Here is a 23513-nt window from a genome sequence, read left to right on the forward strand (position 1 = left end):
TGATACATTATCAAATTAGCTTTTTACTACGTTTAATAGATAAAAGAAAGTAGGGAAAGAAATGTCAATTATGATTACAGGAGCGAACGGGCAATTAGGAACAGAGCTTCGTAAATTATTAGATGAACGAGGTCAAGCCTATCACGCCTTCGACGCTCAAGAAATGGATATTACAGATGCTACGATTGTTCAACAAAAGTTTGAAGAGTATCAACCAACAGTGGTGTATCATTGTGCCGCATACACGGCAGTGGATAATGCTGAAGAAGATGGCAAAGAATTAAACCACCTTGTGAATGTTGTCGGCACGCAAAACATTGCAGAAGCTTGCGAAAAATACAGTGCGACATTGATATTTATCAGTACCGATTATGTCTTTGATGGAAAAGCAAGCGACCATGAGTACTTAGAAACAGATGAGCCTAATCCATTAAATCAGTATGGCTTATCAAAAATCGAAGCGGAAAAAATCGTAGAACAAACATGTAGCCGTTACTACATTGTCAGAACGTCTTGGATATTCGGTGAGTTTGGTAAAAACTTTGTTTTCACGATGCAACGTTTAGCTAAAGAACACGACAAATTGACAGTCGTAAACGATCAGTTTGGTCGTCCAACATGGACACGTACATTGGCAGAATTTATCACGCACTTAGTCGCCACGCAACAAGAATATGGCGTCTATCATTTATCTAATGATAATGCCTGCACTTGGTATGAATTTGCGAGCGAAATCTTAAAAAATGAGAGTGTTATCGTTGAACCGGTAGATTCTTCTGCATTTCCACAAAAGGCAACACGCCCGCAATTTTCAGTGATGTCGCTTGAGAAGGCAAAAAGCACTGGCTTTACTATCCCAACTTGGCAAGAAGCATTGGATCAATTTATAGGTAGATAAAAAAATATCATCCTTCAACGAGGATGATATTTTTTATAAGTTCATAATGATGATACCAACAATGATAATACCAGCACCAATTACAGAGTTGAGTGAAATAGTTTCATTTAGAATGAAGTAAGAACCAAGTAAGATAGCGATATTCGTACATGCCACGCCAAGTGGGACAATATACGAGATATCTGATTTTCCAATAATGACCATCCAAAGTACAAAACTGATAAGATAACAAACCAAACCTAAGATAGTGGTTAATGAGATATTAACAGAAAAAAGCTGATTTTGTAACTGAACGGATAAATTGCTAGAACCCAGTTTAAACAGAATCAATCCTGCTGAAGATAGTACCACATAGATAATAAAAAGTATCATAAAGTCCTCCTGTATGAAATACATAGTAATGTTAGTATTGTAACAGACACAACTAAAAAAACAATAGCGAATCTTTTATTTTATTTCTTTTTTATAAAATAGTCTTCTCATTTTACTAAGTAAAAAGGTTCTAATGTTCGTTTACCGTTCAGTAACATTATGATACAATGTAAGCGTTATATATTAATAACAAGTATCACTTTAAAAAAGGAGTTATTTAAAAATGAAAAAGAATCACTTTAGGTTACTAGCTCTGGGGGTACTTACTTCGGTCCTCCTGGTGAATCCCGACACTAAAGCAACCGATGTCGAAAGTCATTTGGTAACAAGTGAGCCTGAAGTAACCGAGACTTCTGCTGAACAAATAACGCAAGAGCTAGATGTGCAGGAAACTGAGGCTTTCTCTGAAGTAGTCAATGCTACAGAACAGTTAGAGACAACAGAGCAGACCTTGGAAGAAGTTAAAGTGAGTGAAGAAGAAATTGAAGAGAAAAGAGAATTGACAGGTCTTGATAAGGCGGCACAAGCGACTCCAGAACAAGAAATTATCATACCAGATGTGGTAATACCTGAATTAGAAGATAGCATGACATCAAGAAGTACCAACACTAAAGCACCATTAATTCCATTATATCGCGTTTACAATCCAAATTCTGGTGGGCATTTACATACATTAAACTCATATGAAAAAGATTTTTTAATAGGCATTGGGTGGATTTATTAAGGTGTTTCGATGCGTATCGATGGACAAGGAAGCCCCGTCTATAGAGTATTTAATCCAAATACTGGAGAACACTTCTATACAAAAAATGCTGCAGAGAAAAGTCATTTGGCTAGAGTCGGGTGGAACGACGAAGGAGTGGCATGACGTTCGTCAGACACTGGTTTGAATGTTTATCGTGTTTACAATCCTTATGCAAAAGGAGCAGGGACACATCACTATACACTAAGTGTTGGCGAAAAAAATGTACTCGTGAAACTCGGTTGGCGTGATGAAGGCGTAGCATGGAAAGTACCAGGAGGACCTGTAGAAGAAAAAATATCTAATATTCTGATGAACGTGCCATACATCAGTCAGTATACACCTGTCAAAGCACCTTGGGGTTGTGCTTCAGCAGCGTTGGCTATGGTGTTAGGGGCAAATGACATTCGTCCTGATTTAAGAACCATGCAAGATAACTTGCCAATGTATCCTGCTCACCCCGGCGGTCAAAAAGGCAATGTCTATACGGGAGAAGGGTCTGGCTGGGTTATTAAACCCGAAGCCTTAGCAGAGTATGGTCGTTCGTTTGGCGGTAAAACAAAAGCTGTTACCGGAGAACCTACGTCTAAAATTATTGACCGTATCTTAAAAGGACAGCCTGTCTTGTATTATGGGTATTCTTCATATCAAGTGGATAATATCAGAAATCATGCCAAAGTAATAGCAGGCTATAAAGATGGTAAATTCTTAGTTTATGATCCACTCTATTACTCAATGAATGCTGGTCCAGGAAGTGGCGGTGGTCATCGTCTATATGATCGCGGTGCACGAGCATGGATTACAGTAGCTGAATTTAATGCAGAACGATTGGGAACAGAAATTGTCGTGGAGTAACGACTAAGATTAAAACCGTTGCTGTTTTCTGTCAATAATAGAAAACAACAACGGTTTTATTTTTTTATCAAATCCCATGTCATTTTTGCAATTCGTTTATTTTTTACAGTGAGGATTTGTTTCAATAATCGTTTATACAGATGTCGTTGATAAGTGGGAAATAGTTCTGGTCGATACGTCTGATAAAAATGACGCTCGGCTTGGCTGATACTATGATATCGTTTGACAGAAATACTGTCATAGTCTTGAACGGATAACTGATGTTTTAAATAATCAGATAGAACTAAAACAGGTTCTCTTTCTTTTTCAAGGAGATAAAAGAGCCAATGATCTAAATAATCTAAGGGAAACTCTTCTGAAAAACCGCCTTGCTTGGAGATAAAATCAGTGGATAATAAACAACCAGATGATATCGCGGTAATACCTGCTGTATAAAGTCCGGGTTGTACAACCGTTGACTTTTTAGAAAAGAGTGAGTTTGTATAAAAAGGAGAAACAAGTGTCTCATCATCGTAGACTCGTGGAACCACAGCAGTAGGTGGATTGACAGAGCAAATACTTGCTAGATAACCATGCCAAAGATCTTTTGTAATCCATGAATCTTGGTCAAGTAACAAAATATACGGATAATGAAAAGTTTCAGCGTGTAGACGTGCATATTCGTAAGCAGGTTGGACACCAATATTACGAGAATCGTGATGATAAATGATACCAGATGGAATTGTCGTTAAAGGTACGGCACTATTATCATACACGATGAGTGTAGGTGACTCGTTCATGCCTCGTGACAGAGCTTGAAAAGATTGATATGACAATGAATCCTCAAGCTGTTGTTCATATAAAACAATAATAGATAAGATTTTTTTCATAAACCCACCTTTTTTATTAAAACACATTATTAATTCATTAAACCTATGATATACTGTTATCATCTGAGCGTCAAATTGAAATTGGAGGAGTGAATTTAGCAGAATGAAAAAGAAAGTATTAACGGCTTTGCTAGCCAGTTCATTAATGTTTGGTTCTGTTTCTAACAGTGTTTTAGCAGTGACTTTAAATGAGTCGACAAGCGAAACAACAACAGAAACGCACTCAACAGAAGAAGTGTTAAATACCTTTGAAACAGAAGAAAAAAGTGTAGAAAATGTACAACAATCCGAGGAAACTATGGAGAAAGCAACACAAGAACAGCCAATAGTAGTAGCGGACCCCCCACAAACAGATGGAACAGGTGTTGAGTTGCCAAACTTAAAAGTTTGGAATCCATCAAGAGAAGACTTTATTGTCAGATTGAGTCAATATGCTGCTCCCAAGGCTGAACAAGCAGGTCTTTATACCTCTGTTTTGATGGCGCAAGCTATCTTAGAAAGTAACTTCGGAACGAGCGAATTAGCTAAAAATGCTCAAAACTATTTTGGAATTAAGGGAGATTATAGAGGTGCATTCTACGAGCATGTTACAACGGAAGAGATTAATGGTCAACTCGTTCAGATAAAGGACAGATTTCGTAAATACCCTAACTTAGAAAGCTCAGTCGATGACTACATTAACAAAATTAAAAATGGTGTAAGTTGGCAGCCAAATCGTTATCAAGGGGCTTGGAAGATTAATGCACCGACATACCGCGAAGCGACAAAGGCATTGACAGGTACTTATGCAACTGATTCAAACTATCATCTTAAACTGAATCAAATTATAGAAGAATATGGCTTAACAAAATATGATCAACAAACACGGATTAATCTTGATGTCCCAGCTGATCATCAAGGAATAAAAGAAGACACTACAATGATAAAAGGATGGGCTTTAGGGAAAACACCAGCCAAAAAAGTAGCGGTCTATGTAGACGATGAGCTAGTAGGTGAAGCAAAAAAAGACTTAGCGCGTCCGGATGTTGACTCTGCTTTTCCTGATTATCATAATGAACAGAGTGGTTTTGAATTAAATGTCGACGCAGATAAAATGCCAGAAGGTGACCATTATATCAAAGTAGTCGCTGAATTTACAAACGGCGAGCAAACAGCAGTGCAACGACATGTGGTGCGCCAAGTTGAGAAACCATTATTAACAGTCGATACCCCACAAAATAATATGACGATTGGTAAAAAAGATGTGACGATTAGTGGGTGGGCATTAGACACTCAAGGTATCTCACGCGTGTCAGTCTATCTTGATGGCACTTACGTTGGGGATGCTACATATGGTTTATCACGTCCAGATGTTCAACAAGCCTATCCAAGCTATGCAAATGGTCGTTCAGGATATGAACTTGTTTTGCCAGCTAGTAAGTTGACAAATGGGCAGCATCAGATTGAGATTAAGGCCATTAATGGTCAGAACAGAATAACAAGTAAACTTATTAAGCTTAATAAAACGACGCTTCCTCATTTATTAGAAGTCGATCAACCTAAAAACAATGCCTCAGTACGCCAATCAGTTGTAGTAAGCGGTTGGACACTTGCAGAAGAAAAAATAAAAGATGTCACAATTTATGTCGATGGCGTGCAAGAAGGAAAAGCGACAATGGATATTGCACGTCCGGATGTACAACAAATTTTTCCACAATACGGCATTGAAAAAAGTGGGTATCATTATCAGTTAGACGTTTCAAAATTATCCACAGGAACACACCGCTTAAAAATTGTTTCGACTAAAGAGAATGGTCAACAAGTAGCAAGTGAACGTGTTATTAAGAAAGAAGCACCGCGAGTGTATCAAACTATTGACACACCTCGTGCACAAAGTGTAGTGTCTGGTAATCAACTAAAACTATCAGGTTGGTTGTTATCGGATTTGCCAGTGACGTCATTAAATGTCACGATTAATGGAAAAGTAATCCAAGCTGTTAATCGAAACGTCGAACGTCCCGATGTTCATGCTGTTTTTCCAGATTTTATGAAACAAACAGCAGGCTATCAAGTAAATGTTCCGACGGCAAGTATGAAAAAAGGCAGCAACAAAGTGGGCATCCAAGTCAAAACGTCTGATGGAAAAGTCCAAACGTTTTCTCAAACGGTGGAAAAGCGAGTACTACCAAGTGTTATGAATATTGATTTTCCAAAGAAAGATAAAAACTACCAAGGGAATGTGAAAGTTTCGGGTTGGGCGCTAACTAATCAAGAAAATAGCCAAGTAGACTTTTACGTAAATAATCAACTGGTTAAATCTGGGAAATTAAAACTTGCACGCCCAGATGTTAATGCCCTATACCCGCTATATAATGATACAAAACCAGGATTTGAAGAAATGCTTCCAGCTAAACACTTTAAAGAGGGGAAAAATGTTGTTAGAGTAGATGTTAAGCAAGGGAATACGGTTTTAATAACGTCAAAAGTCGAAGTGAATTATCAATCGAACATTCTCCTTCAAGTGGATACGCCAACTAATAATCAGAAAGTTACAGGTGCTAACTTTAAAATGAGCGGCTGGGTATTGGCAGATACTAAAGTAAGCCAAATCACAGTAGAAAAAGATGGTAAGAAAATAGCCGATTTAAATAAAAACGTCGCACGACCCGATGTCAATGCCATTTACCCTGAGTATGCGGACTCAACCCCTGGTTATACTGGAACCTTTGATACGCGTGGGTGGAAAGCTGATAAACATACTTTAACGGTTATTGTAAAACTTGAGAATGGACAAATTAAACGTTCAACGGTCACGGTGACAAAGCCTAGCTTACCAGATTTGCTTCAACTAGATTATCCAACCGCTAATAGCAAACAAGGTGATCAGCTAACCGTCAGTGGTTGGTATTTAAGTGAGTGGGGCGTTAAAGATATTCAAGTGTTAATTGATAATCAATTAGTAGAAACGATTAGCCAATTTTCCGCCCGTCCAGACGTGAATACGGTCTATCCAGATTATCACGAAATAAAATCTGGTTATAGTACATCACTATCTTTAGCAAATGTGAAACCAGGTAAACACACGGTAAAAGTGATTGCCAAAAGTCGTGAGAATAAAGTAATCGAAACGAGTCGTACTTTTGTTAAGACAGCATTAACACCAATACATGATTTAGATAAACGACCAGTCAAAGCGACTAATCAGCGATTAAAATTAAGCGGTTGGTTTTTAGACAGACAAGCGACTAAAGGTCTAAACGTCTATGTAGGAAATGAAAAAATAGGAACAGGCCGTATCGGTATATCTCGTCCAGATGTTGCGAAGCTATATCCAGAATATAAAAATAGCAATGCTGGATTTGCGGTGGACTTACCTTTAACGAAGATAAGCGGGATGGATACCTTACGCTTAGACTTTATTATGGCAGATGGCAGTATTATCCAACGAACAGAAAAAGTTGAAATTGAAAAATACCCTATTCTTCATACGATAGATACGCGATTGAGTTCGGTTAGTAACACGAGCATCCCGGTAACAGGTTGGGTATTAGCCGATGAGGGCGTTGACCGGATTGAAGTCAAAGTAGATGGTAAGAAATTAACTAATGCACAAATCAATATTTCTCGTCCAGATGTTCAAAGTGCTTATCCGCAATATGGACAGGCAGCAAGTGGTTTCCACACGGTTATAGATTTGAGCCAAGTTGCTAATGGTAACCATACCTTAGAGTTAATTGTTGTGACGAAACGTCAGCGAGTGAAGGTCATTAAACAGACGGTGACCGTAGGACGTCTAGCTGGGAAGAAAATCTATGTGGATGCAGGTCACGGTGGGAAAGATCCAGGAGCACGATACAGTGGGATTAATGAAAAAGATTTGAATTTATCTGTCGCTCTAAAAGTTCAAGCACGCTTAAAGCAATTAGGAGCAGAAGTCGTGATGTCTCGCGAAACAGATATTTTCTTAGAATTAAGAGAGATTAGTGCGAAAGCAAATGCTTCAAAAGCAGATATTTTTGTTAGTATTCATCACAACTCTAGCCCTAGTTCAAGTGTAAATGGTATAGAAGTCTATAGTTTCGGGATGAGTCGGACGAAAGCATCAAATCTTGAAAATACGCAATATAATGATGCTAACAGTACTACATCAGAGCTTCCAAGCATGCATTTAAACCCACAAGTACGCGTTGATCGCTTAGTGTTAAGTAAACAATTGTCATCTAATGTGCAACAAGCTTTAGTGCGCCATACTGGTGCTGTCAATCGTGGAGCGAAAACACAAAATTTTCATGTGATTCGTGAAACAAATATGCCGGCGGTTTTAGCAGAATTAGGATTTATGTCTAACCCAATCGAACTAAATCGTCTAATCAATCCAGCCTACCAAAATCAATTGGCTGAGGGGATTGTACAAGGCATCTTAGCCTATTATCAAGTATAAGAAAAATAACAGATTGATGATTAATCATCAATCTGTTATTTTTTTTAAGCATTTAATCCATTTTTTTGTAGTTGTATCTGAAAGAGTTGTTTTTGAATATGATTCAAATAATCAAAATAAGCATTTGTTTCGTAATAAATGATAGGTGTATCAGCTGGTAAACCCAATAGCGTTGGATTGACTAACGTATCAGAAATAATCACATCAGTGTTGGGATTACGCATTTCCACGGCTTCAATCCGTAAGTAAACTCGTGCGAAATCAGATGTTAAAGCTTTATACAAAAAGTGAAAGTCGGTATGGTTAGTTAGAAATAAAACGTTTATCGTATGTTTCATAAAGTAGGAAGAGACATATGGCATCGCCAATACACTATAAGCACGAGCGAGATAATCCAAATGTCGCTGATTGATTTTTTCATGAAAAATCGTTAAATTTCCGCGAATGCGCTCATAAGTTAATTGATAATATAAGTCTTTTTCAATAATGGTTAAAAAATCGACTGTCCAATAGGCAGGGAGAGTCACTAGAATTTCAGGAAATAGTAATAAGCGATAGTGAATCACGGTCAAATGATAGCGCCAAATAGATCGCGTCTGTCCATCTAAATCGTAGTCGAAAAGAGAGGCAAGTTGTTCTAATATATTATCGATATTTTGCATGTAGTGCAACGATGTTAAAGTAGAATTGAAGAAAAACGTTGGGATATCTGTATAATCATCAATAAAGTTCTGTTGACTAAATACAAAGGAATATATAAAACGTACTTCTTTAGCTAATACGTCGCGTGGAGCAGAGTATTGAGGATCATTTAACAGATATAGAATAAAATTTTCTGTTTTTTCTTCATAATCTGTTACTAATGCCTCTTCGTACAACCAGTCACTATCCATCTTTTTTTCTAAATAATGAGTTTGAGCACACCGAGTTAAAGAAACCGCTACGATATAAGATGCAAAAAGATTCACTTTAACGTCTAGCAGACGGTATAACTTTTTGGGAATTAGCTCTTGATAATAGTTCATCAATAAAGGATTCATATTAGTAAAAGGCCAGTCTAATCCTTGATACGTATGGAAAAACAAATGAACGAAAAAGTATCGTATCGAGGATTCTGTTCCTTTAAGCTTGAGCTGTTTAAATCCTTCAATTTGGAGATGATGTTTGACGAGCATGCTGTTAAGCTTTTTAATTTCGCGAGTAATTTTAGAAGGAGACAGAAAGTAAGTTTGACTAAATTCGTTCAAAGTTCCCCCATCATTTAAAAATAAATCCTTGATTAAATGAAACTTAATAGAATTTTGCATATAGTACTGACTGAGTTGCGTTTGTATAAAATGTTGCTTTTCAGGTAATTCATACCACTTTTGATTACCTTGTCGATATTCTAAAATAATTGATTCTGTACAGATTAATTCTATATCGTCTATTAGTTGTGAAAGAGCAGTTGTAAGTGTGACAGTGCTCAATTTCATATCTTGTTGCAAGGTATGAAAACTTATACGATGATAAGGCGCTTTATAAATAGCGTTTAAAATATCTAGCTTTCTTTTTTTGTCACTATCTAATAAAAATAACACATAAATCCTCCTTATTATCGTCTTTATCAATATTATTATACCATAAAATATAAAATGTTTAATATAAAATGTCGCTATAATGAAATAATACCTAGAAATTATTCTCTTAAAAAAAGAAAAACAGATATTTTATTGATTTTATAACGTACGTTTATTATAATACGATAGAACAATATAAATAGGAGCGGGAGAATGGAAAGAAAAATAAAAGAGAGTTTGGGCTTATTGTGGTTAATTCTAGCGTGGATGATTCAGCCAGTTTCCGCAGATGAAATAACTTTTTCGGTTTCTCCGATTTTCAATGGGAACCAAACAGAAAATGTTGCGGACTATTATGATATGAGTCTATCGCCAGATAGCATGAGTGAGATTGGTATTAAAATAAAAAACCAAGATACTGCCCCTCACGACTATCAGCTATTGATAGAAAATGCTTTTAGTAATCGGAACGGTATTATTGAATATACGGCTAAACCTATGACCTATCATCAAATACCTGCACTCAGTGCTATCGCAACGGCCCCAAGTACCATACATGTAGAAGCTAAGAGTGAAACTGTTGTGCCTATCGAATTAGTTTTACCCAAAGAACCTTTTGAAGGAACGACTTTAGGAGGGGTTCGCGTTCGTAAAACGGATGATAAAGAAGAAAATGGGCAAGTTGTTAACCGATATAGTTATTTAATCCCTGTGAAAATTCATCAAGGGAACCAAGACTATCCTGAGGAAATTTTATTTAAAGGAGCTGCGCTTCAAGTAGTCAAGTATGACTCTAACCTAGAAATAGTTTTTGAAAATGTCCATCCAGTTGTTTTAAAAGGAATGAATGTACAGGTCACTATGAAGCGAATGGGACAAACGCAAGCCCCAATCCAAACGCTGTATGATGATGAAGTGAGAATGGCACCAGAAACAGTTAATCACATGCTGCTACGACTTAATCAAGATGAAGTAAAAGCAGGGAAATATCTGGTAACGATAGAAGCAAAAGGTAAAGAATTTCACCAAACATGGACAGAAGAATTAGAAATTAAAGCAAGTGAAGCTAAGACGATTAATGAGAATATCGACATGCCTAAAAAAGAGCCGTCTAAAATGTGGCTGTTTGTCGTTATTATTCTAATTCTACTGCTTATTATCTTAATTCAAATGATTGTCATTGGAAGGAGAAGAAAACGTAATGAAAGACAGATATAAGGCGATAGTGTTAACGCTTTGTTTACTGACACCATCACTATCCTCCTCACTTCAAGTAACAGCCGAAATAATACAAAATCAAAATGAACTAGGGCGCTCTATGACCGATGTGCCTAGTGATGAGGACACTTGGAAGACGTACTATAGAAATTTAGCTAAAGAAAAAATAAATGCGATGGCAACTAAGATTACGGCTAAAATGAATCAACATACGCCAAAACTTCCCTATTTAAAAACAGGCGAAGCGGTCAACATTGAATTGAACTTAGACGACTTTACAGAATCGAACAAAGACTGGATAGATTTCCCAAAGCAGACGCATAACAATAAATATGGCGGTAGCATTTTTTCTATTAAGGCATTGCAGATTGCATCGAAAGACGACTCGTTGCAAGTCGATGTAACTCAAATGGGTCGTAAAGCTACTATTACGATTAAACGAGTTAAAAATAAAGAATCAAGTGGAAACATAGAAGTAATACCTGAGCTATCTATGACTTATAAAATAGGAGTGCCAACAATGTGGGGTGGAACATCAGAACGAGGAAGAATTGAAAATGAGTCTTCTAACAATCCATTCTTTGGGTTGAAAGATTCAGATAAAAAAGTCGCTAGGAATATAAAGGCTCTTTTAGAGGAGGTACCTCGTTTGCAAGTAGCCCCTATGCAAAATGAGTTTCTCGTCACGTATGGGGATAAGCTACCCATAGACCCACAAGAGCTATTAGATCGGTATCTGAAGGTGACTAGTAGTGCCGGGGAAGTGACGCTTTCCTACACGGATGGTCCTCCTACTTTTGATACATTGGGTGAAAAGGTAGTCAAGGTGACGATAACAGATGAGTATCAACAAACTAAAACTATTCCCCTTTTATTCAAAGTACAAGATAAGTTACTGGTGACTTTAGATGATGAAAACATATCAGGCGTTTTGGGAGAAAAAGCGACCATACCCAATCTAAATGAAAGAATTAAGGAAGTAAAACGAGCATCCGATGGTTATATCCTACAACCAACGGAGTACGACGTTAACTGGAATACGGATAGTCGCTATCAATATACAGGGTCTCAAACACTACCATTGACCGTCACGGCTAAACAACCCGTTTTATCTGAAACGATAGACGTTCCTGTTGATGTCCATCCAGGAACGAGTCTGTTAATAAAAAATGCTGACGAACACGTCCTATTTGGACTAGCCGTACTAAATGATAGTCAGTGGAAAGTGTTACAAAGTGTGCAAGGCAGTCGTGAGCAAATAGGACTGGTGGGAAATACGGTCGAAGTAGCAATAGTGAAGGCCACGTCGTTAAAAGATAATCAAGTATTAAACGATGTCAACGTTGATGATAAAACGCAGCTCTCGCCAACTGATCCTGTCGGAACAATTCCTTCCTATAATGAACTGGCGATAAACAATGGCGATATCATTCACGTACATCACGAGGGAGAAGGTAATAAACAATCCCTAGTCCAAGGTTACAACAAGAATACATCGCTTGACCTTACTGCAGCACGTGCACAAGATTGGTACTTTTTGGTAGAAGAGCAGGGGTTACGCTTATTAAAAGTGAATCAGCTCGAAAGTAAGCCAGATATCTCTGTCCCACTATATAGTTACTTATCAGAAATCGGTCAAGATATCACAGATTATTTTACTCAAACATATGTCGAACAAAAACTACTCTTGCCAAATGAGGATCCGTGTTTTGGGGTTGCTGGACTAGTCGAACAGCCTATCATCGTATCAGAAAAAATCAGTGAAGATAGAGACGTTCAATATCGATATGCCGTTTCTATAGAAGTTAGAGCGGGGGAACTGACTTGGGAAATTCCTGAAAAGGTGGTCTTTGAAGACTATCAAATCGGGCAAGCCCAAACACTTGTGGAAAGAAAAGAAAAAAACAATCGCGTGACAGTATGTGATACACGGCCAGTAAAAACAAAGTGGACGTTGTCCTTAAAAGAAACAACGTCCTCACCGCTTTCACCCTTTTTGCTTTATAAACAAATGAATAAAGAGATTAAGTTGAATCAAGAAGGGCAAAACATATTAAGTTCAAATCATTTAAATAATGGGAAAATAGTGACGGAAGATAGTTGGTCAGAGACGACAGGGCTATTTTTGAATATACCAAACAACGCGTTACTTTCGCCAACAGAGTATCAGACGGAACTAGAATGGACGTTAACGGAGGGTGAACCATAAAATGAAAAAACAAAGAAACATAGCGATAATCATGTTGATTCTCTTTTTGTTCATAAATCCCTCTTTACAAAAAGCGTCAGAGGTGGCTGATAGAGGTTATTCGACTGCCAATATTACCATTCATCCACATAGTGAATCAATGGACGAAGTTATGCAGACGGAAGAAACACAGACGCAGCTAGAAAATAAAACATCTAATCCTGTTATTCGTCATACGACGAAAAAACTTCCTCAAACAAATGAACGCGCGACAAACAAAACCATGAAACTGGGACTAGCACTAGTAGCCATAGCGCTATTAGGGTTTACCATATATAAAAATCAAAGGAGAATGAAATGATGAAACACACAAAAAAAGTAGTAGCGATGATGATGGTTGGAGGCGTAGTCTTAGCAAGTGCTACGACAGTCAAAGCAGTTGAGAATAAAGCCACCCAAGCAGAAATTACAGTAACAGCAGGAGATTTAAAGTTTGAAGGGGATATTTCTGCTACAGCTAAGATGAATTTTCAAGCCGTTACATTCGATGGTAATTCACATACGCAAAGCCTATTAACCGGAGAAACTGCTGTAATCCAAGTTGGAGATTACCGTGGTAACAATGCAAAATGGAACGTAACAGTCAAAGATACACGTACTGCTTCAGCTACTGCTATTGCTGCTGGAACTAAAAACTTTGTGACAGGTATGGACATCACAGTCAACCCAACAGGAAACAATGGTGTAATAAGTCAAGGTGTAAAAACATTAAATAACAGTGCACAAAAAGTGTTTTCAGGTGGCGCTCTTCTGAGTGAGGTTAATTTGCATCCTGAGTTAACAGTTCCTGGCGATGCTTTAGCAGGTGACTATCAAACAGTTTTAGAATGGGAATTAAGCCCAGGAGAATAAGCAAAAACGTTCATGTTCCAGACATGAACGTTTTTCTTGTATTTATAACTAAAAAATAACAACAGCCATTAAGGTATCACCGCTATAAAAAAAACAAAAAAGTATTGAATGTAATGAGTTGATTCATACCTATAATAGTAAAAGAAATAATGCGCGATTGAATCATAAGGAATATGATATAAAATGATGAAAAATATCATAAAAACAAGTCAAGTCCAGACTCCTGTGTAAAATGCTATACAATGTTTTTACCATTTCTACTTATCAAAATTGATGTATTTTCTTGAAGAATAAATCCATTCATCATGTAGGTCCATAAGAACGGCTCCAATTAAGCGATTGGCTGATGTTTGATTGGGGAAGATGCGAATAATCTTTTCTCTTCTGCGTACTTCTTGATTCAGTCGTTCAATTAGATTGGTACTCTTTAGTCGATTGTGGGAATTTCCTTGTACGGTATATTGAAAGGCGTCTTCGAATCCATCATCCAATGATGCGCAAGCTTTTGAATATTTTGGTTGATCGATATAATCATGAATCAATCGATTTTTAGCCTCACGCGCTAAGTTAATATCTGTGAACTTAAAAATTCCTTTAACAGCTTCTCTGAAAGATTTTGAATTTTTTTTAGGAATGGTGGTAAAGATATTTCTTAGGAAGTGAACTTGGCATCTTTGCCAACTTACGTTGGTGAAGGATTTTCTAATGGCAGAGACTAATCCTTTGTGCGCATCAGAAATAACGAGTTCCGTACCTTGTAAACCGCGTTCTTTTAGGTATTCAAAAAATGTTGTCCAGGTCTCTTCGCTTTCGCCACTTTGAATCATGAAGCCGATAATTTCACGGTCGCCATCTTTGGTTATTCCAATCGCTATATGACAGCTTTTTGAGAGTACTCGATTTTCTTCTCGTACTTTTATATAGAGTACATCGGTCATTAAGTAAGGATAATTTTTTTCTGATAATAAACGATTCTGCCACTCGTTAACCATAGGTTCTAGCTGTTCTGTTAAGCTAGAAACGAAGGACTTAGAGACGGATTTACCACAAAGTTCTTCCACAATTTTTGATACTTTACGAGTTGAAACGCCTGATACATACATTTCCAACATTGAAGCCATGAGGGCTTTTTCGTTTCGTTGATAACGTTCAAACACTGTGGGTGAAAAATGGCCATCACGTGTTCTGGGTACTTTTAATTCTAGCGTGCCTACACGTGTCGTAAAGCTGCGCTCATAATAGCCATTTCGTTGACTTTGTCGGTTTTCTGTTCGTTCATATTCTTTTGCTTGAATATATTCTGTTCGTTGATTTTCCATTAGTTGATTAAATACCGTTGTTAAAATATTTTTAGAAACGTCATCCTTTACAGAATATTCAATAATGCTTTGAATCTCTTCGCTTTTCAGTGTAAAATGTACTTGGGTCATGTAAAAGTCCTCCTGGGTATGTTTTTGTCGTTAAAAACATTGTACCGTAAAAGGACTGTTATATGGCCTTTTTACTTTTACACAATTATACGGACTTTATCAAAAATATAGATAATGGAGGAATTGTTTATTTTTTAATAAACATAAATGATAAAAAATGACTTATTTTATGGTGTTAATTATCTTGATTATTTTATCTTTACTAGAAACTACAATTAACTACAAAAGCAATGTTTTATTCACATTAGTTTTTATTATAATTTCTACCTTAAATATATTTAGATTTGGAATAGGAAGTGATTATTTTAATTATTTATATCTCTATCAATTGTACCCCTCAATTAATAGTCCACAAATATTTAATAATGAATTTCATGGAGAGATAGGGTTTAAAATCCTGGCAGGGATTTTAAAGTATTTTAATTTCAACTATACGCATTTTACAATAATTATATCTTCTGTTATGTTTCTAATGATATATATATTTATAAAGAAGTACTCAAAGTATAAAAATTTATCACTTTTAATGTTTTATGTTATGTATTATTTTACATATTTCAATAGTGGATTTAGACAAGGTTTCACAATTACTTTATTTTTATTAGTTTTGCTTCCGCTATTGTTAGAAAAAAAACTTTTAAAATTTTATATAATTACAATTATACTTTCGTTATTCCATAGTAGTGTTTTAGTAGTTTTAATCTTACCGCTAATACAAAAGTTTAAAAGTAAAACTATGTTACAATCTATATTCTTTATATCAATAATTTCTCTAGTATTATCAATCATTGTAAAAAATAATATTTTCATTTTTGCGATACAAAAAATAGGGGTGAGTTTAAACTATACAGAATATTCCTTAAGTATTTTAGCTATATTGTATAGACTATCAATGTTGGTAATAATCGTATATATGTACAAACTTTCTGATAAAGCGTTATCTGAAAAAGATATGTTACTATTATATTTTTATTTTATTGGGTTTTGTGTATATATTATGTTATCTACACAGGATTTGTTGGCATCTCGAATACATGTTTATTTTAAAGTGCTAGAGATATATATGGTACCAAAACTATTATCTCATTTAAAATTGAGAGATCGAATAGTATTCGCTACAGTTTTAATTACTTGTATTATTCCTATATTTTATGTTAAAGAAATAAATGCTCAGATTTACCAAGCAAAATTAATAGGGATTGAAAATTTTTTACAATATAAATATGTCAGTATATTTAACAAACAAGAAGTTTTTAGGTTTAGGTTAATACCGTCGTATATTGAAAATATACTCAATTAATAGAAAATATTTGAAGTGAAATGGGAACTAACCGAGACAAATATACTATAAATTTAAATTGTTAATTAGAAATAAAAAGTTAGTATGTGAAATGAGACATATTGAAAATTATATTATTATATAGAAATAATTATGAAATTATAAGGAGATGTAAGATGTTACCACTTAAACTTTATCATACTTTAAAATATATTAAAAATTTCAGAAATATACCAAGATTTAAAAAACCTAAAACAATAACTGAAGTTGTTGTGGGAAATATAGTTAATGGTAATATAAGTAATCGTTATAACTTAGCTGACAAATTGTATGCAAAAAATTATGTTTCTGAGTTAGTAGGAAAACAGTATATTGTGAATACCCTACAAATTATAAATGATATAGAAGACGTCAAATTAAATGATTTACCGAATAGTTTTGTTATAAAAACAAATAATTCATGTGGTACAAACTATTTTTGTGAAGATAAAAGTAAATTTGATAAAAGCGATTGCGAAAAAACTTTAAAAAAATGGCTATCTGATGATTATGGACTTAGAAATGGTGAGCCGCATTACTCTTTAATTGAACCAAAAGTTTTTATTGAGGAGTATATAGATTTTTCGGATATGCTAATCGACTATAAATATTTTTGTTTTAATGGAGAACCATATTTTGTTCAGGTTATTGATAGAGAAAAAGGTGTACAAAAATTTTATGACATGGAATGGAACGAAACAGATTTTAAATTTAAGTCATCACGATTATCAGACAGGAGCTTTTTAAAGCCTCAAGAATTTAATAAAATGACAGAAATTGTCAGGAAGCTATCTAAGGGGATCGATTTTTGTAGAGTAGATATGTATACATCTAATAACACAATACTTTTTGGAGAATTCACATTAACACCTAAAGGTGGATATTTAGCATTTACACCTGAAAAGTATAATTATATATTTAAGCAAATATATGATAAGGAAAACAATTATGGCATCTAGTAAAAATTTAAAATTAGGTGGAATTCTTTCTTATATTGGTATTGCAGTCACGATAATCACTGGTTTTATATATACGCCTTTAATGATTAATAATATAGGCAAATCAAACTATGCTCTGTTTACGCTAGCTATGAGTTTTATATCTTTTTTTATTTTAGATTTTGGTATTAGCGCAGCAGTAACAAGATATGTATCTATCTATAAAGCAAGTAACGAAGAACACAAAATTAATGATTTTCTAGGTATAACGGTAAAACTGTTTTTAATAATTGATTTTATTATCATGATAATCTTGTTTATAGGATATTTTTTCTTAGAGGATATATTTTTACAACTCACTACAATTGAGCTTTTAAAATTTAAGAAGGTTTATATTATTATAGCGGTATATTCAATAATATCATTTCCATTTATGCCTATTAATGCTATTTTGACTTCATATGAAGAGTTTACCTATATGAAGACTGTAGACCTGTTACAGAAGATATTCTCATTCATGATACTTTTAATTGCAATATGGTTGAAATCAAATTTATATACTATTGTTTTTATAAATACGTTTACAAATTTTTTTAATATTTTTCTGAAATATCGATTTATAAAGAAAAAGTTACATATCAAATCTAATATTTTCTATCAAGACAGATTGATACTTAAAGATATTATAAGTTTTTCTACATGGTCTACAATAATATTAATCTCTCAAAGATTTATTTTAAATATAGGTCCGACATTATTAGGAAGACTCAGTGGAACTGATCAAATAGCTTTCTTCTCTATAGGGTCTTCAATTGAAGGCTATTTTTGGCTATTCGCGAATGCTTTAAATTCCTTATTTTTACCTAGCGTATCACGAATTATGTATAATAAAAATAATTCACAAGTTGAAAACAGGAAAGATTTAGAAGTTTTGTCAGTTAAAGTAGGAAGAATACAACTAATGATATCAGGAATTCTATATGTTATATTTTTAATAATTGGAAAAGACTTTTTGTTTTTATGGTTGAGTGGTGATTATAGTCAATCATATTACGTTATTGTTTTGCTGATATTGCCAGGAATAATTACTTACACTCAAACTATTGCTTATAATTTTTTAACAATAGCTAATGAAATTAAATACAGAGCATTCTCTTTCATAGGATCTGCAGTTATAAGTGTTGTTCTTTCAGTAATTTTAATACCTAAGATGGGGGCAATAGGCATGGCATTGGGAGCCTGTTTAGGAATAATCTGTGGGCAAATATTATTGCTAAATTACTTTTTACAGAAAAAATTTACGTTTAATCTTATGTATTTTTTTAAAAATGTTCATTTAAAATTATTGCCTTTTTTTAGTCTAGTTAGTTTAATTTTGTTTTCAATGAATAAACTCTTTTTTACAAGTAATATAAAAGTATTATTACTAAAAATTATAATTTTTTCTTTAATTTATATTATATTGTTATTTTTAGTGGGATTAAATCATTATGAAAAAAAAGTTGTAAATGGAGTTTTAAAAAAAATAATAAGGAGATAAATATGGAAATTGTAGTAGTAGGTTTAGGATATGTAGGTCTAGCAAATGCTCTTTTATTATCTCAAACGGAAAATATCATGGCATATGATATTGTTTCAGAAAAAATAAAAGGATTAAAAAATGGAGAGTCTCCATTGATAGACAAAGAGATTGAAGAGTTTTTAGTACGTGACGATTTAAATATTGAGTATACAGATAAGTTTAATATTGCTGTCAATTATGCTGATGTATTTATAATCGCGACACCTACAGATTATGATGAAAAACGTAATTATTTTAATACATCAACAGTTGAAGATGTTATTGAAAAAGTATTAAAAGAAAAGCCAGAAGCAATATTTATCATTAAATCAACAGTTCCTGTAGGTTATACAGAAACGTTAAAAGAAAAGTATCATACTGAAAACATTATATTTTCTCCAGAGTTTCTACGTGAAGGGAAAGCTTTATACGATAATCTTTATCCGTCACGCATCATTATCGGAGAAAAATCAGAGAGAGCAGAAAAGATTGCAGATATATTTTTAAAAAATACAATAGAAAAAAATGCGCCAGTTTTGTTAACAGATTCGACAGAAGCAGAGGCAATTAAACTATTTTCAAATACGTATTTAGCATTAAGAGTGTCATATTTTAACGAGTTAGATACATATGCTTCTATGAAAGGTTTAGATACGAAACAAATTATAGAAGGTGTTGGCTTAGATCCACGAATTGGCTCTCATTATAATAATCCTTCTTTCGGATATGGAGGGTATTGCTTACCAAAAGATACGAAGCAACTGTTAGCAAACTATGAAGATGTTCCAAACAATATTATAAAAGCGATTGTTGATTCTAATACAACACGTAAAGACTTTATCGCAAATGATATTATTGATAAAAAGCCTAAAAAAGTTGGGATTTATCGCTTAACGATGAAGTCTGGTTCAGATAATTTTAGATACTCATCGATTCAGGGAGTAATGAAACGTATTAAAGCTAAAGGAATTGAAGTAGTTGTTTATGAACCTACTTTAGATGAAGAAACATTTTATAATTCACAAGTTATAAAAGACTTTGACATTTTTAAACAAGAGTGCGATATCATTATTAGCAATCGTTATGAAGAGGCATTGGAAGATGTAGCGGATAAAATTTATACTAGAGATATCTTTCAACGTGACTAGAAGGAGTTGAATCCATGTCAACAGGTAAAAAAATATTAATAAGTATTTTAGGAGTCATTGTAGTTTTATTAATAGCTATAGGTGGTTATTTAGGTAAGGTCTATTTAGACGTTAAGAAAACTGCCGATGGTGTTTATGAAGAGTCTACTCGTATCAAATCACAGTTGCGTGAAAAACCAGTTTCAGTGAAACAAGGAGAAGCCATGTCGATATTGCTTTTAGGAATCGATACTGGTGAATTTGACCGTACGGAACAGGGACGCTCAGACTCTATGATGATTGCTACAGTCAGTCCTGACAAAAAACAAACAACGATTGTCAGTATCCCACGTGATACCTATACAGAGATGGTAGGACTAGGAACACAAGATAAGTTAAACCACGCCTATGCGTTTGGTGGACCAGAGATGTCTATGGACTCGACAGAAAAACTATTAGGAGTTCCAATAGACCACTATGTTAGCGTCAATATGCACGGTTTAAAAGAAATGGTTGACGCGGTCGGGAAAATTCAGTTAGAAAATAACATTGAATTTACTCAAGATGGTTACGAATTTCATCAAGGTCCTGTGCAATTAGATGGGGATGCAGCACTTGCTTACATTCGTATGCGTTATGATGACCCTAATGGGGACTATGGACGTCAAGAACGCCAACGCAAGGTTGTCATGGCGATTATCAAAAAAGCGATGAGTCCAAATATTATTGCCAATTATGGGACTATTTTAAGCACACTTGAAGACCATGTGAAAACAGATATTCCATGGAGTCAGATGACGGCTATGCAAAGTAAATACTGGGATGCCTTTACACATATTGAAAACGACCAACTGCAAGGAGTCGGTGCCATGCGTGAGGGTGTTTCTTACCAAGATATTAGTCCAGAAGAGTTAGCACGTGTTCAAGCGCTTTTAAAAGAACAGCTTGACTTACCATAATGAGCTTAAAATATAATGATTGAGGAGTTATGTAAAATGAGCAAGGTTAAAAAAGCGATTATTCCAGCGGCAGGTTTGGGGACGAGATTTTTACCCGCAACAAAAGCCATGGCAAAAGAAATGTTGCCGATTGTGGATAAGCCAACGATTCAGTTCATCGTTGAAGAGGCGATTGCCTCAGGGATTGAGGATATTTTAATCGTGACGGGGAAAGCAAAGCGACCGATTGAAGATCATTTTGATGCGAATTTAGAATTAGAAACAAATTTAAAATCAAAAGGTAAAGATGACTTGTTGGCTTTGGTGCAAGAAACAACCGGGCTTAATTTACATTTCATCCGTCAATCACATCCACAAGGGCTAGGTCATGCGGTATCACTAGGAAAAGCGTTCGTCGGGAATGAGCCGTTTGTTGTCATGTTAGGTGATGACCTGATGAGTGATGAGATTCCTTTGACGAAGCAACTAATTAATAACTATGATAAAAATAAAGCGTCGACCATTGCGGTCATGGAAGTGCCGCATGAAGACACGTCAAAATACGGCATTATCAATCCAGAAGAGCAAATGGAAGAAGGATTATACAGTGTGCGTAACTTTGTGGAAAAACCATCTCCAGAAGAAGCACCGAGTGATTTAGCGATTATCGGTCGTTACTTACTGACACCAGAAATTTTTGATATTTTAGAACATCAAGAACCAGGTGCAGGGAACGAAATCCAGTTAACCGATGCGATTGACACGTTAAATAAAACGCAACGCGTCTTTGCGCATAAGTTTACAGGTAAACGTTATGATGTTGGAGATAAGTTTGGTTTCTTAAAAACAAGTATCGAGTATGGATTGGAACATCCAGAGGTCAAAGATAATCTAAAAGACTTTATCGTAGAACTAGCGGAAGAGCTGAAAGAATCAGAACAAGAGGCGTAAATACTATAAAATGGCTCTTTGTCAAATAGGATTGATGAGTCAAAATGAAGTTGAAAGATGAGTGGAACTCGTTCCATTCATCTTTTTTATTTTACTTCAATGAAGCGATTCATAATGAATATTCTTCATTTCATTTTCTCAAATGAGTTAAATCCATAGGATACCCCTTTTAAGGGTTTAATATGTGTTTTTAGCTTCAATTTTACCATTCATTTTTGTGGTAAATTAATCATATAGAAGAACGGTATGCTTTTTAATACCTAAAATTAAAAAAGGACTGATGAATCATTTTTTGATTCATCAGTCCTTTAAATTATAGAGCTAATATAACAGGGCTAAAATTTTACAATGTCAGTAATCTTAATAGATAATTACTTTTCTTAAATACAAGCAATTAGATGTTATCTAATTGTGTTTATTCAATATTCGTTTTATTTTATTTCTAACTCGATTAGAAAACCCTTTCGTTTTAGAAGGGACTCTCCTACCCATCCCCTCTTCTCGAGTATATTTACATGGATTACAATATCCGCATGGTTGTCCATTAGGCATTGGGTTATAACAAAACCATGTTAATTCCATTATATCAAGAAAATCATATTTTTCAGCATTTCTTTGCATATCTAATTTAGTTAGATCTAAAATTGGAAAGTCAAAATATTTAAAAATATCATATTGTGTTCCATACATATTCTTGTCCAGATAGTAGACTTTTGAGTTTTCATTTTTTATCCCATATCTTTTAACAAAAAAAGCTGCCTTATCATCTAAATGAATACTTAGTTCGAGATTGGTTAAATCTTCTGATTCAGCATATCTAGCTAACCAATCGTATTGAGAGCCAATGAAAGATTCATCTTTTAATTTCATATATTTATCAGTGATTGTTTGATTTTCTTCTATTTCATTTATTTTAATAAAAATAGTATTATTTATTTTACCTTTAGTTAACGGGAATTTTTCATAAATTTTATTCTTTATAAGATTCATAGTATCTATTTCTTTTTTATAAGAAGGTCGATTAAAATCTAAAATATAGTAAGGTTGAACCAAATTATTTTCTACTATTACACTATATAATAATCTATATGTAGAATCCCATCCACCTGTCCATAGTAAACGCTTCATTGTCTATCCTCCTGTTTTAATAAAATAATTATAAAGCATATTCGATAATAATTAAAGAGCTTATCCAACTTATATTTAATTTATTGATT

19 protein-coding genes and 1 pseudogene are annotated in these 23513 nt (G+C 34.5%); 15 read left to right on the forward strand and 5 right to left on the reverse strand.

Translation table 11 applies throughout. The features are described from left to right. The first annotated feature begins 61 nt into the window (after positions 1–61). Positions 62–898 (forward strand): dTDP-4-dehydrorhamnose reductase, encoded by an 837-nt coding sequence (rfbD, locus tag M2919_RS08845; protein WP_248848677.1) that lies wholly within the window; start codon positions 62–64, stop codon positions 896–898. 33 nt (positions 899–931) lie between these two features. Here the strand turns inward: rfbD and M2919_RS08850 are convergent, their stop codons facing one another. Further along, entirely contained in the window at positions 932–1270 is a 339-nt protein-coding gene (locus tag M2919_RS08850; RefSeq protein WP_202585801.1) for a hypothetical protein, read from the reverse strand. A gap of 223 nt (positions 1271–1493) precedes the next feature. On the opposite strand from M2919_RS08850, the gene M2919_RS08855 reads away from it, so the two are divergent. The 3 genes and pseudogenes from M2919_RS08855 to M2919_RS08865 all read left to right on the forward strand — a co-directional run bounded on the left by M2919_RS08855 (position 1494) and on the right by M2919_RS08865 (position 2867). Continuing rightward, complete coding sequence (locus tag M2919_RS08855) at positions 1494–1994, forward strand: hypothetical protein (protein WP_248848678.1); 501 nt, start codon at positions 1494–1496, stop codon at positions 1992–1994. A gap of 9 nt (positions 1995–2003) precedes the next feature. Then, positions 2004–2273 (forward strand): annotated as a pseudogene (locus M2919_RS10115) (C39 family peptidase); the annotation flags it as partial. 51 nt (positions 2274–2324) lie between these two features. Beyond that, complete coding sequence (locus M2919_RS08865) at positions 2325–2867, forward strand: C39 family peptidase (RefSeq protein WP_420857198.1); 543 nt, start codon at positions 2325–2327, stop codon at positions 2865–2867. Positions 2868–2923: 56 nt separating this feature from the next. Here M2919_RS08865 and M2919_RS08870 read toward each other — a convergent pair whose 3' ends face one another. Next, on the reverse strand, positions 2924–3736 hold the full coding sequence (locus M2919_RS08870) for a glycosyltransferase family protein (RefSeq protein ID WP_248848681.1): 813 nt from the start codon (positions 3734–3736) through the stop codon (positions 2924–2926). A gap of 103 nt (positions 3737–3839) precedes the next feature. Between M2919_RS08870 and M2919_RS08875 the strand changes: the two genes are divergently transcribed. After that, complete coding sequence (locus M2919_RS08875) at positions 3840–8156, forward strand: N-acetylmuramoyl-L-alanine amidase (RefSeq protein WP_248848682.1); 4317 nt, start codon at positions 3840–3842, stop codon at positions 8154–8156. A 44-nt stretch (positions 8157–8200) separates the two neighbouring features. Here the strand turns inward: M2919_RS08875 and M2919_RS08880 are convergent, their stop codons facing one another. Next, entirely contained in the window at positions 8201–9736 is a 1536-nt protein-coding gene (locus M2919_RS08880) for a helix-turn-helix domain-containing protein (protein ID WP_248848683.1), read from the reverse strand. A 192-nt stretch (positions 9737–9928) separates the two neighbouring features. Here M2919_RS08880 and M2919_RS08885 point away from each other — a divergent pair, with 192 nt between their 5' ends. The 4 genes from M2919_RS08885 (at position 9929) to M2919_RS08900 (ending at position 14033) form a co-directional block, all read left to right on the forward strand. Continuing rightward, a complete protein-coding gene (locus tag M2919_RS08885) occupies positions 9929–10933 on the forward strand; it encodes a WxL protein peptidoglycan domain-containing protein (RefSeq protein WP_248848684.1) in 1005 nt (334 codons plus the stop codon). Further along, positions 10917–13142: a hypothetical protein gene (locus M2919_RS08890; protein ID WP_248848685.1), complete on the forward strand. Its 2226-nt coding sequence runs from the start codon at positions 10917–10919 to the stop codon at positions 13140–13142. The genes M2919_RS08885 and M2919_RS08890 overlap by 17 nt, the downstream gene beginning before the upstream one ends. 82 nt (positions 13143–13224) lie before the next feature. Then, the gene (locus M2919_RS08895) at positions 13225–13482 is read left to right on the forward strand and encodes an LPXTG cell wall anchor domain-containing protein (protein ID WP_248848686.1); all 258 of its coding nucleotides are present in this window, start codon (positions 13225–13227) and stop codon (positions 13480–13482) included. Continuing rightward, positions 13482–14033, forward strand: coding sequence for a WxL domain-containing protein (locus M2919_RS08900; RefSeq protein ID WP_248848687.1), 552 nt, complete (start codon positions 13482–13484; stop codon positions 14031–14033). The genes M2919_RS08895 and M2919_RS08900 overlap by 1 nt, the downstream gene beginning before the upstream one ends. Before the next feature lie 257 nt (positions 14034–14290). Here M2919_RS08900 and M2919_RS08905 read toward each other — a convergent pair whose 3' ends face one another. Then, positions 14291–15463 (reverse strand): IS256-like element IS256 family transposase, encoded by a 1173-nt coding sequence (locus M2919_RS08905; protein WP_000195429.1) that lies wholly within the window; start codon positions 15461–15463, stop codon positions 14291–14293. A gap of 169 nt (positions 15464–15632) precedes the next feature. Here M2919_RS08905 and M2919_RS10120 point away from each other — a divergent pair, with 169 nt between their 5' ends. From M2919_RS10120 to galU, 6 genes are all read left to right on the forward strand, one after another. Beyond that, on the forward strand, positions 15633–16763 hold the full coding sequence (locus tag M2919_RS10120) for an EpsG family protein (protein WP_420857187.1): 1131 nt from the start codon (positions 15633–15635) through the stop codon (positions 16761–16763). A gap of 155 nt (positions 16764–16918) precedes the next feature. Continuing rightward, positions 16919–17740, forward strand: coding sequence for an ATP-grasp fold amidoligase family protein (locus tag M2919_RS08910; RefSeq protein ID WP_248848688.1), 822 nt, complete (start codon positions 16919–16921; stop codon positions 17738–17740). Further along, positions 17730–19259 (forward strand): oligosaccharide flippase family protein, encoded by a 1530-nt coding sequence (locus M2919_RS08915; RefSeq protein WP_248848689.1) that lies wholly within the window; start codon positions 17730–17732, stop codon positions 19257–19259. The genes M2919_RS08910 and M2919_RS08915 overlap by 11 nt, the downstream gene beginning before the upstream one ends. 2 nt (positions 19260–19261) lie before the next feature. After that, positions 19262–20428: a nucleotide sugar dehydrogenase gene (locus M2919_RS08920; RefSeq protein WP_248848690.1), complete on the forward strand. Its 1167-nt coding sequence runs from the start codon at positions 19262–19264 to the stop codon at positions 20426–20428. Positions 20429–20442: 14 nt separating this feature from the next. Next, positions 20443–21366: an LCP family glycopolymer transferase gene (locus M2919_RS08925; RefSeq protein ID WP_248848691.1), complete on the forward strand. Its 924-nt coding sequence runs from the start codon at positions 20443–20445 to the stop codon at positions 21364–21366. A 36-nt stretch (positions 21367–21402) separates the two neighbouring features. Continuing rightward, positions 21403–22296 (forward strand): UTP--glucose-1-phosphate uridylyltransferase GalU, encoded by an 894-nt coding sequence (gene galU / locus M2919_RS08930; RefSeq protein ID WP_248848692.1) that lies wholly within the window; start codon positions 21403–21405, stop codon positions 22294–22296. Between the two features lie 405 nt (positions 22297–22701). Here the strand turns inward: galU and M2919_RS08935 are convergent, their stop codons facing one another. Continuing rightward, a complete protein-coding gene (locus M2919_RS08935) occupies positions 22702–23424 on the reverse strand; it encodes a 7-cyano-7-deazaguanine synthase (protein ID WP_248848693.1) in 723 nt (240 codons plus the stop codon). Between the last annotated feature and the right edge of the window lie 89 nt (positions 23425–23513).

Source organism: Vagococcus lutrae, from assembly GCF_023299185.1.
Lineage (GTDB): Bacteria > Bacillota > Bacilli > Lactobacillales > Vagococcaceae > Vagococcus_A > Vagococcus_A lutrae.

Bases quoted from the DNA above. Each gene is read 5' to 3' on its own strand.
- rfbD (WP_248848677.1), top strand. From the start codon at position 62: ATGTCAATTATGATTACAGGAGCGAACGGGCAATTAGGAACAGAGCTT.
- M2919_RS08850 (WP_202585801.1), bottom strand. From the start codon at position 1,270: ATGATACTTTTTATTATCTATGTGGTACTATCTTCAGCAGGATTGATT.
- M2919_RS08855 (WP_248848678.1), top strand. From the start codon at position 1,494: ATGAAAAAGAATCACTTTAGGTTACTAGCTCTGGGGGTACTTACTTCG.
- M2919_RS08865 (WP_420857198.1), top strand. From the start codon at position 2,325: ATGAACGTGCCATACATCAGTCAGTATACACCTGTCAAAGCACCTTGG.
- M2919_RS08870 (WP_248848681.1), bottom strand. From the start codon at position 3,736: ATGAAAAAAATCTTATCTATTATTGTTTTATATGAACAACAGCTTGAG.
- M2919_RS08875 (WP_248848682.1), top strand. From the start codon at position 3,840: ATGAAAAAGAAAGTATTAACGGCTTTGCTAGCCAGTTCATTAATGTTT.
- M2919_RS08885 (WP_248848684.1), top strand. From the start codon at position 9,929: ATGGAAAGAAAAATAAAAGAGAGTTTGGGCTTATTGTGGTTAATTCTA.
- M2919_RS08890 (WP_248848685.1), top strand. From the start codon at position 10,917: ATGAAAGACAGATATAAGGCGATAGTGTTAACGCTTTGTTTACTGACA.
- M2919_RS08900 (WP_248848687.1), top strand. From the start codon at position 13,482: ATGAAACACACAAAAAAAGTAGTAGCGATGATGATGGTTGGAGGCGTA.
- M2919_RS08905 (WP_000195429.1), bottom strand. From the start codon at position 15,463: ATGACCCAAGTACATTTTACACTGAAAAGCGAAGAGATTCAAAGCATT.
- M2919_RS10120 (WP_420857187.1), top strand. From the start codon at position 15,633: ATGGTGTTAATTATCTTGATTATTTTATCTTTACTAGAAACTACAATT.
- M2919_RS08910 (WP_248848688.1), top strand. From the start codon at position 16,919: ATGTTACCACTTAAACTTTATCATACTTTAAAATATATTAAAAATTTC.
- M2919_RS08915 (WP_248848689.1), top strand. From the start codon at position 17,730: ATGGCATCTAGTAAAAATTTAAAATTAGGTGGAATTCTTTCTTATATT.
- M2919_RS08920 (WP_248848690.1), top strand. From the start codon at position 19,262: ATGGAAATTGTAGTAGTAGGTTTAGGATATGTAGGTCTAGCAAATGCT.
- M2919_RS08925 (WP_248848691.1), top strand. From the start codon at position 20,443: ATGTCAACAGGTAAAAAAATATTAATAAGTATTTTAGGAGTCATTGTA.
- galU (WP_248848692.1), top strand. From the start codon at position 21,403: ATGAGCAAGGTTAAAAAAGCGATTATTCCAGCGGCAGGTTTGGGGACG.
- M2919_RS08935 (WP_248848693.1), bottom strand. From the start codon at position 23,424: ATGAAGCGTTTACTATGGACAGGTGGATGGGATTCTACATATAGATTA.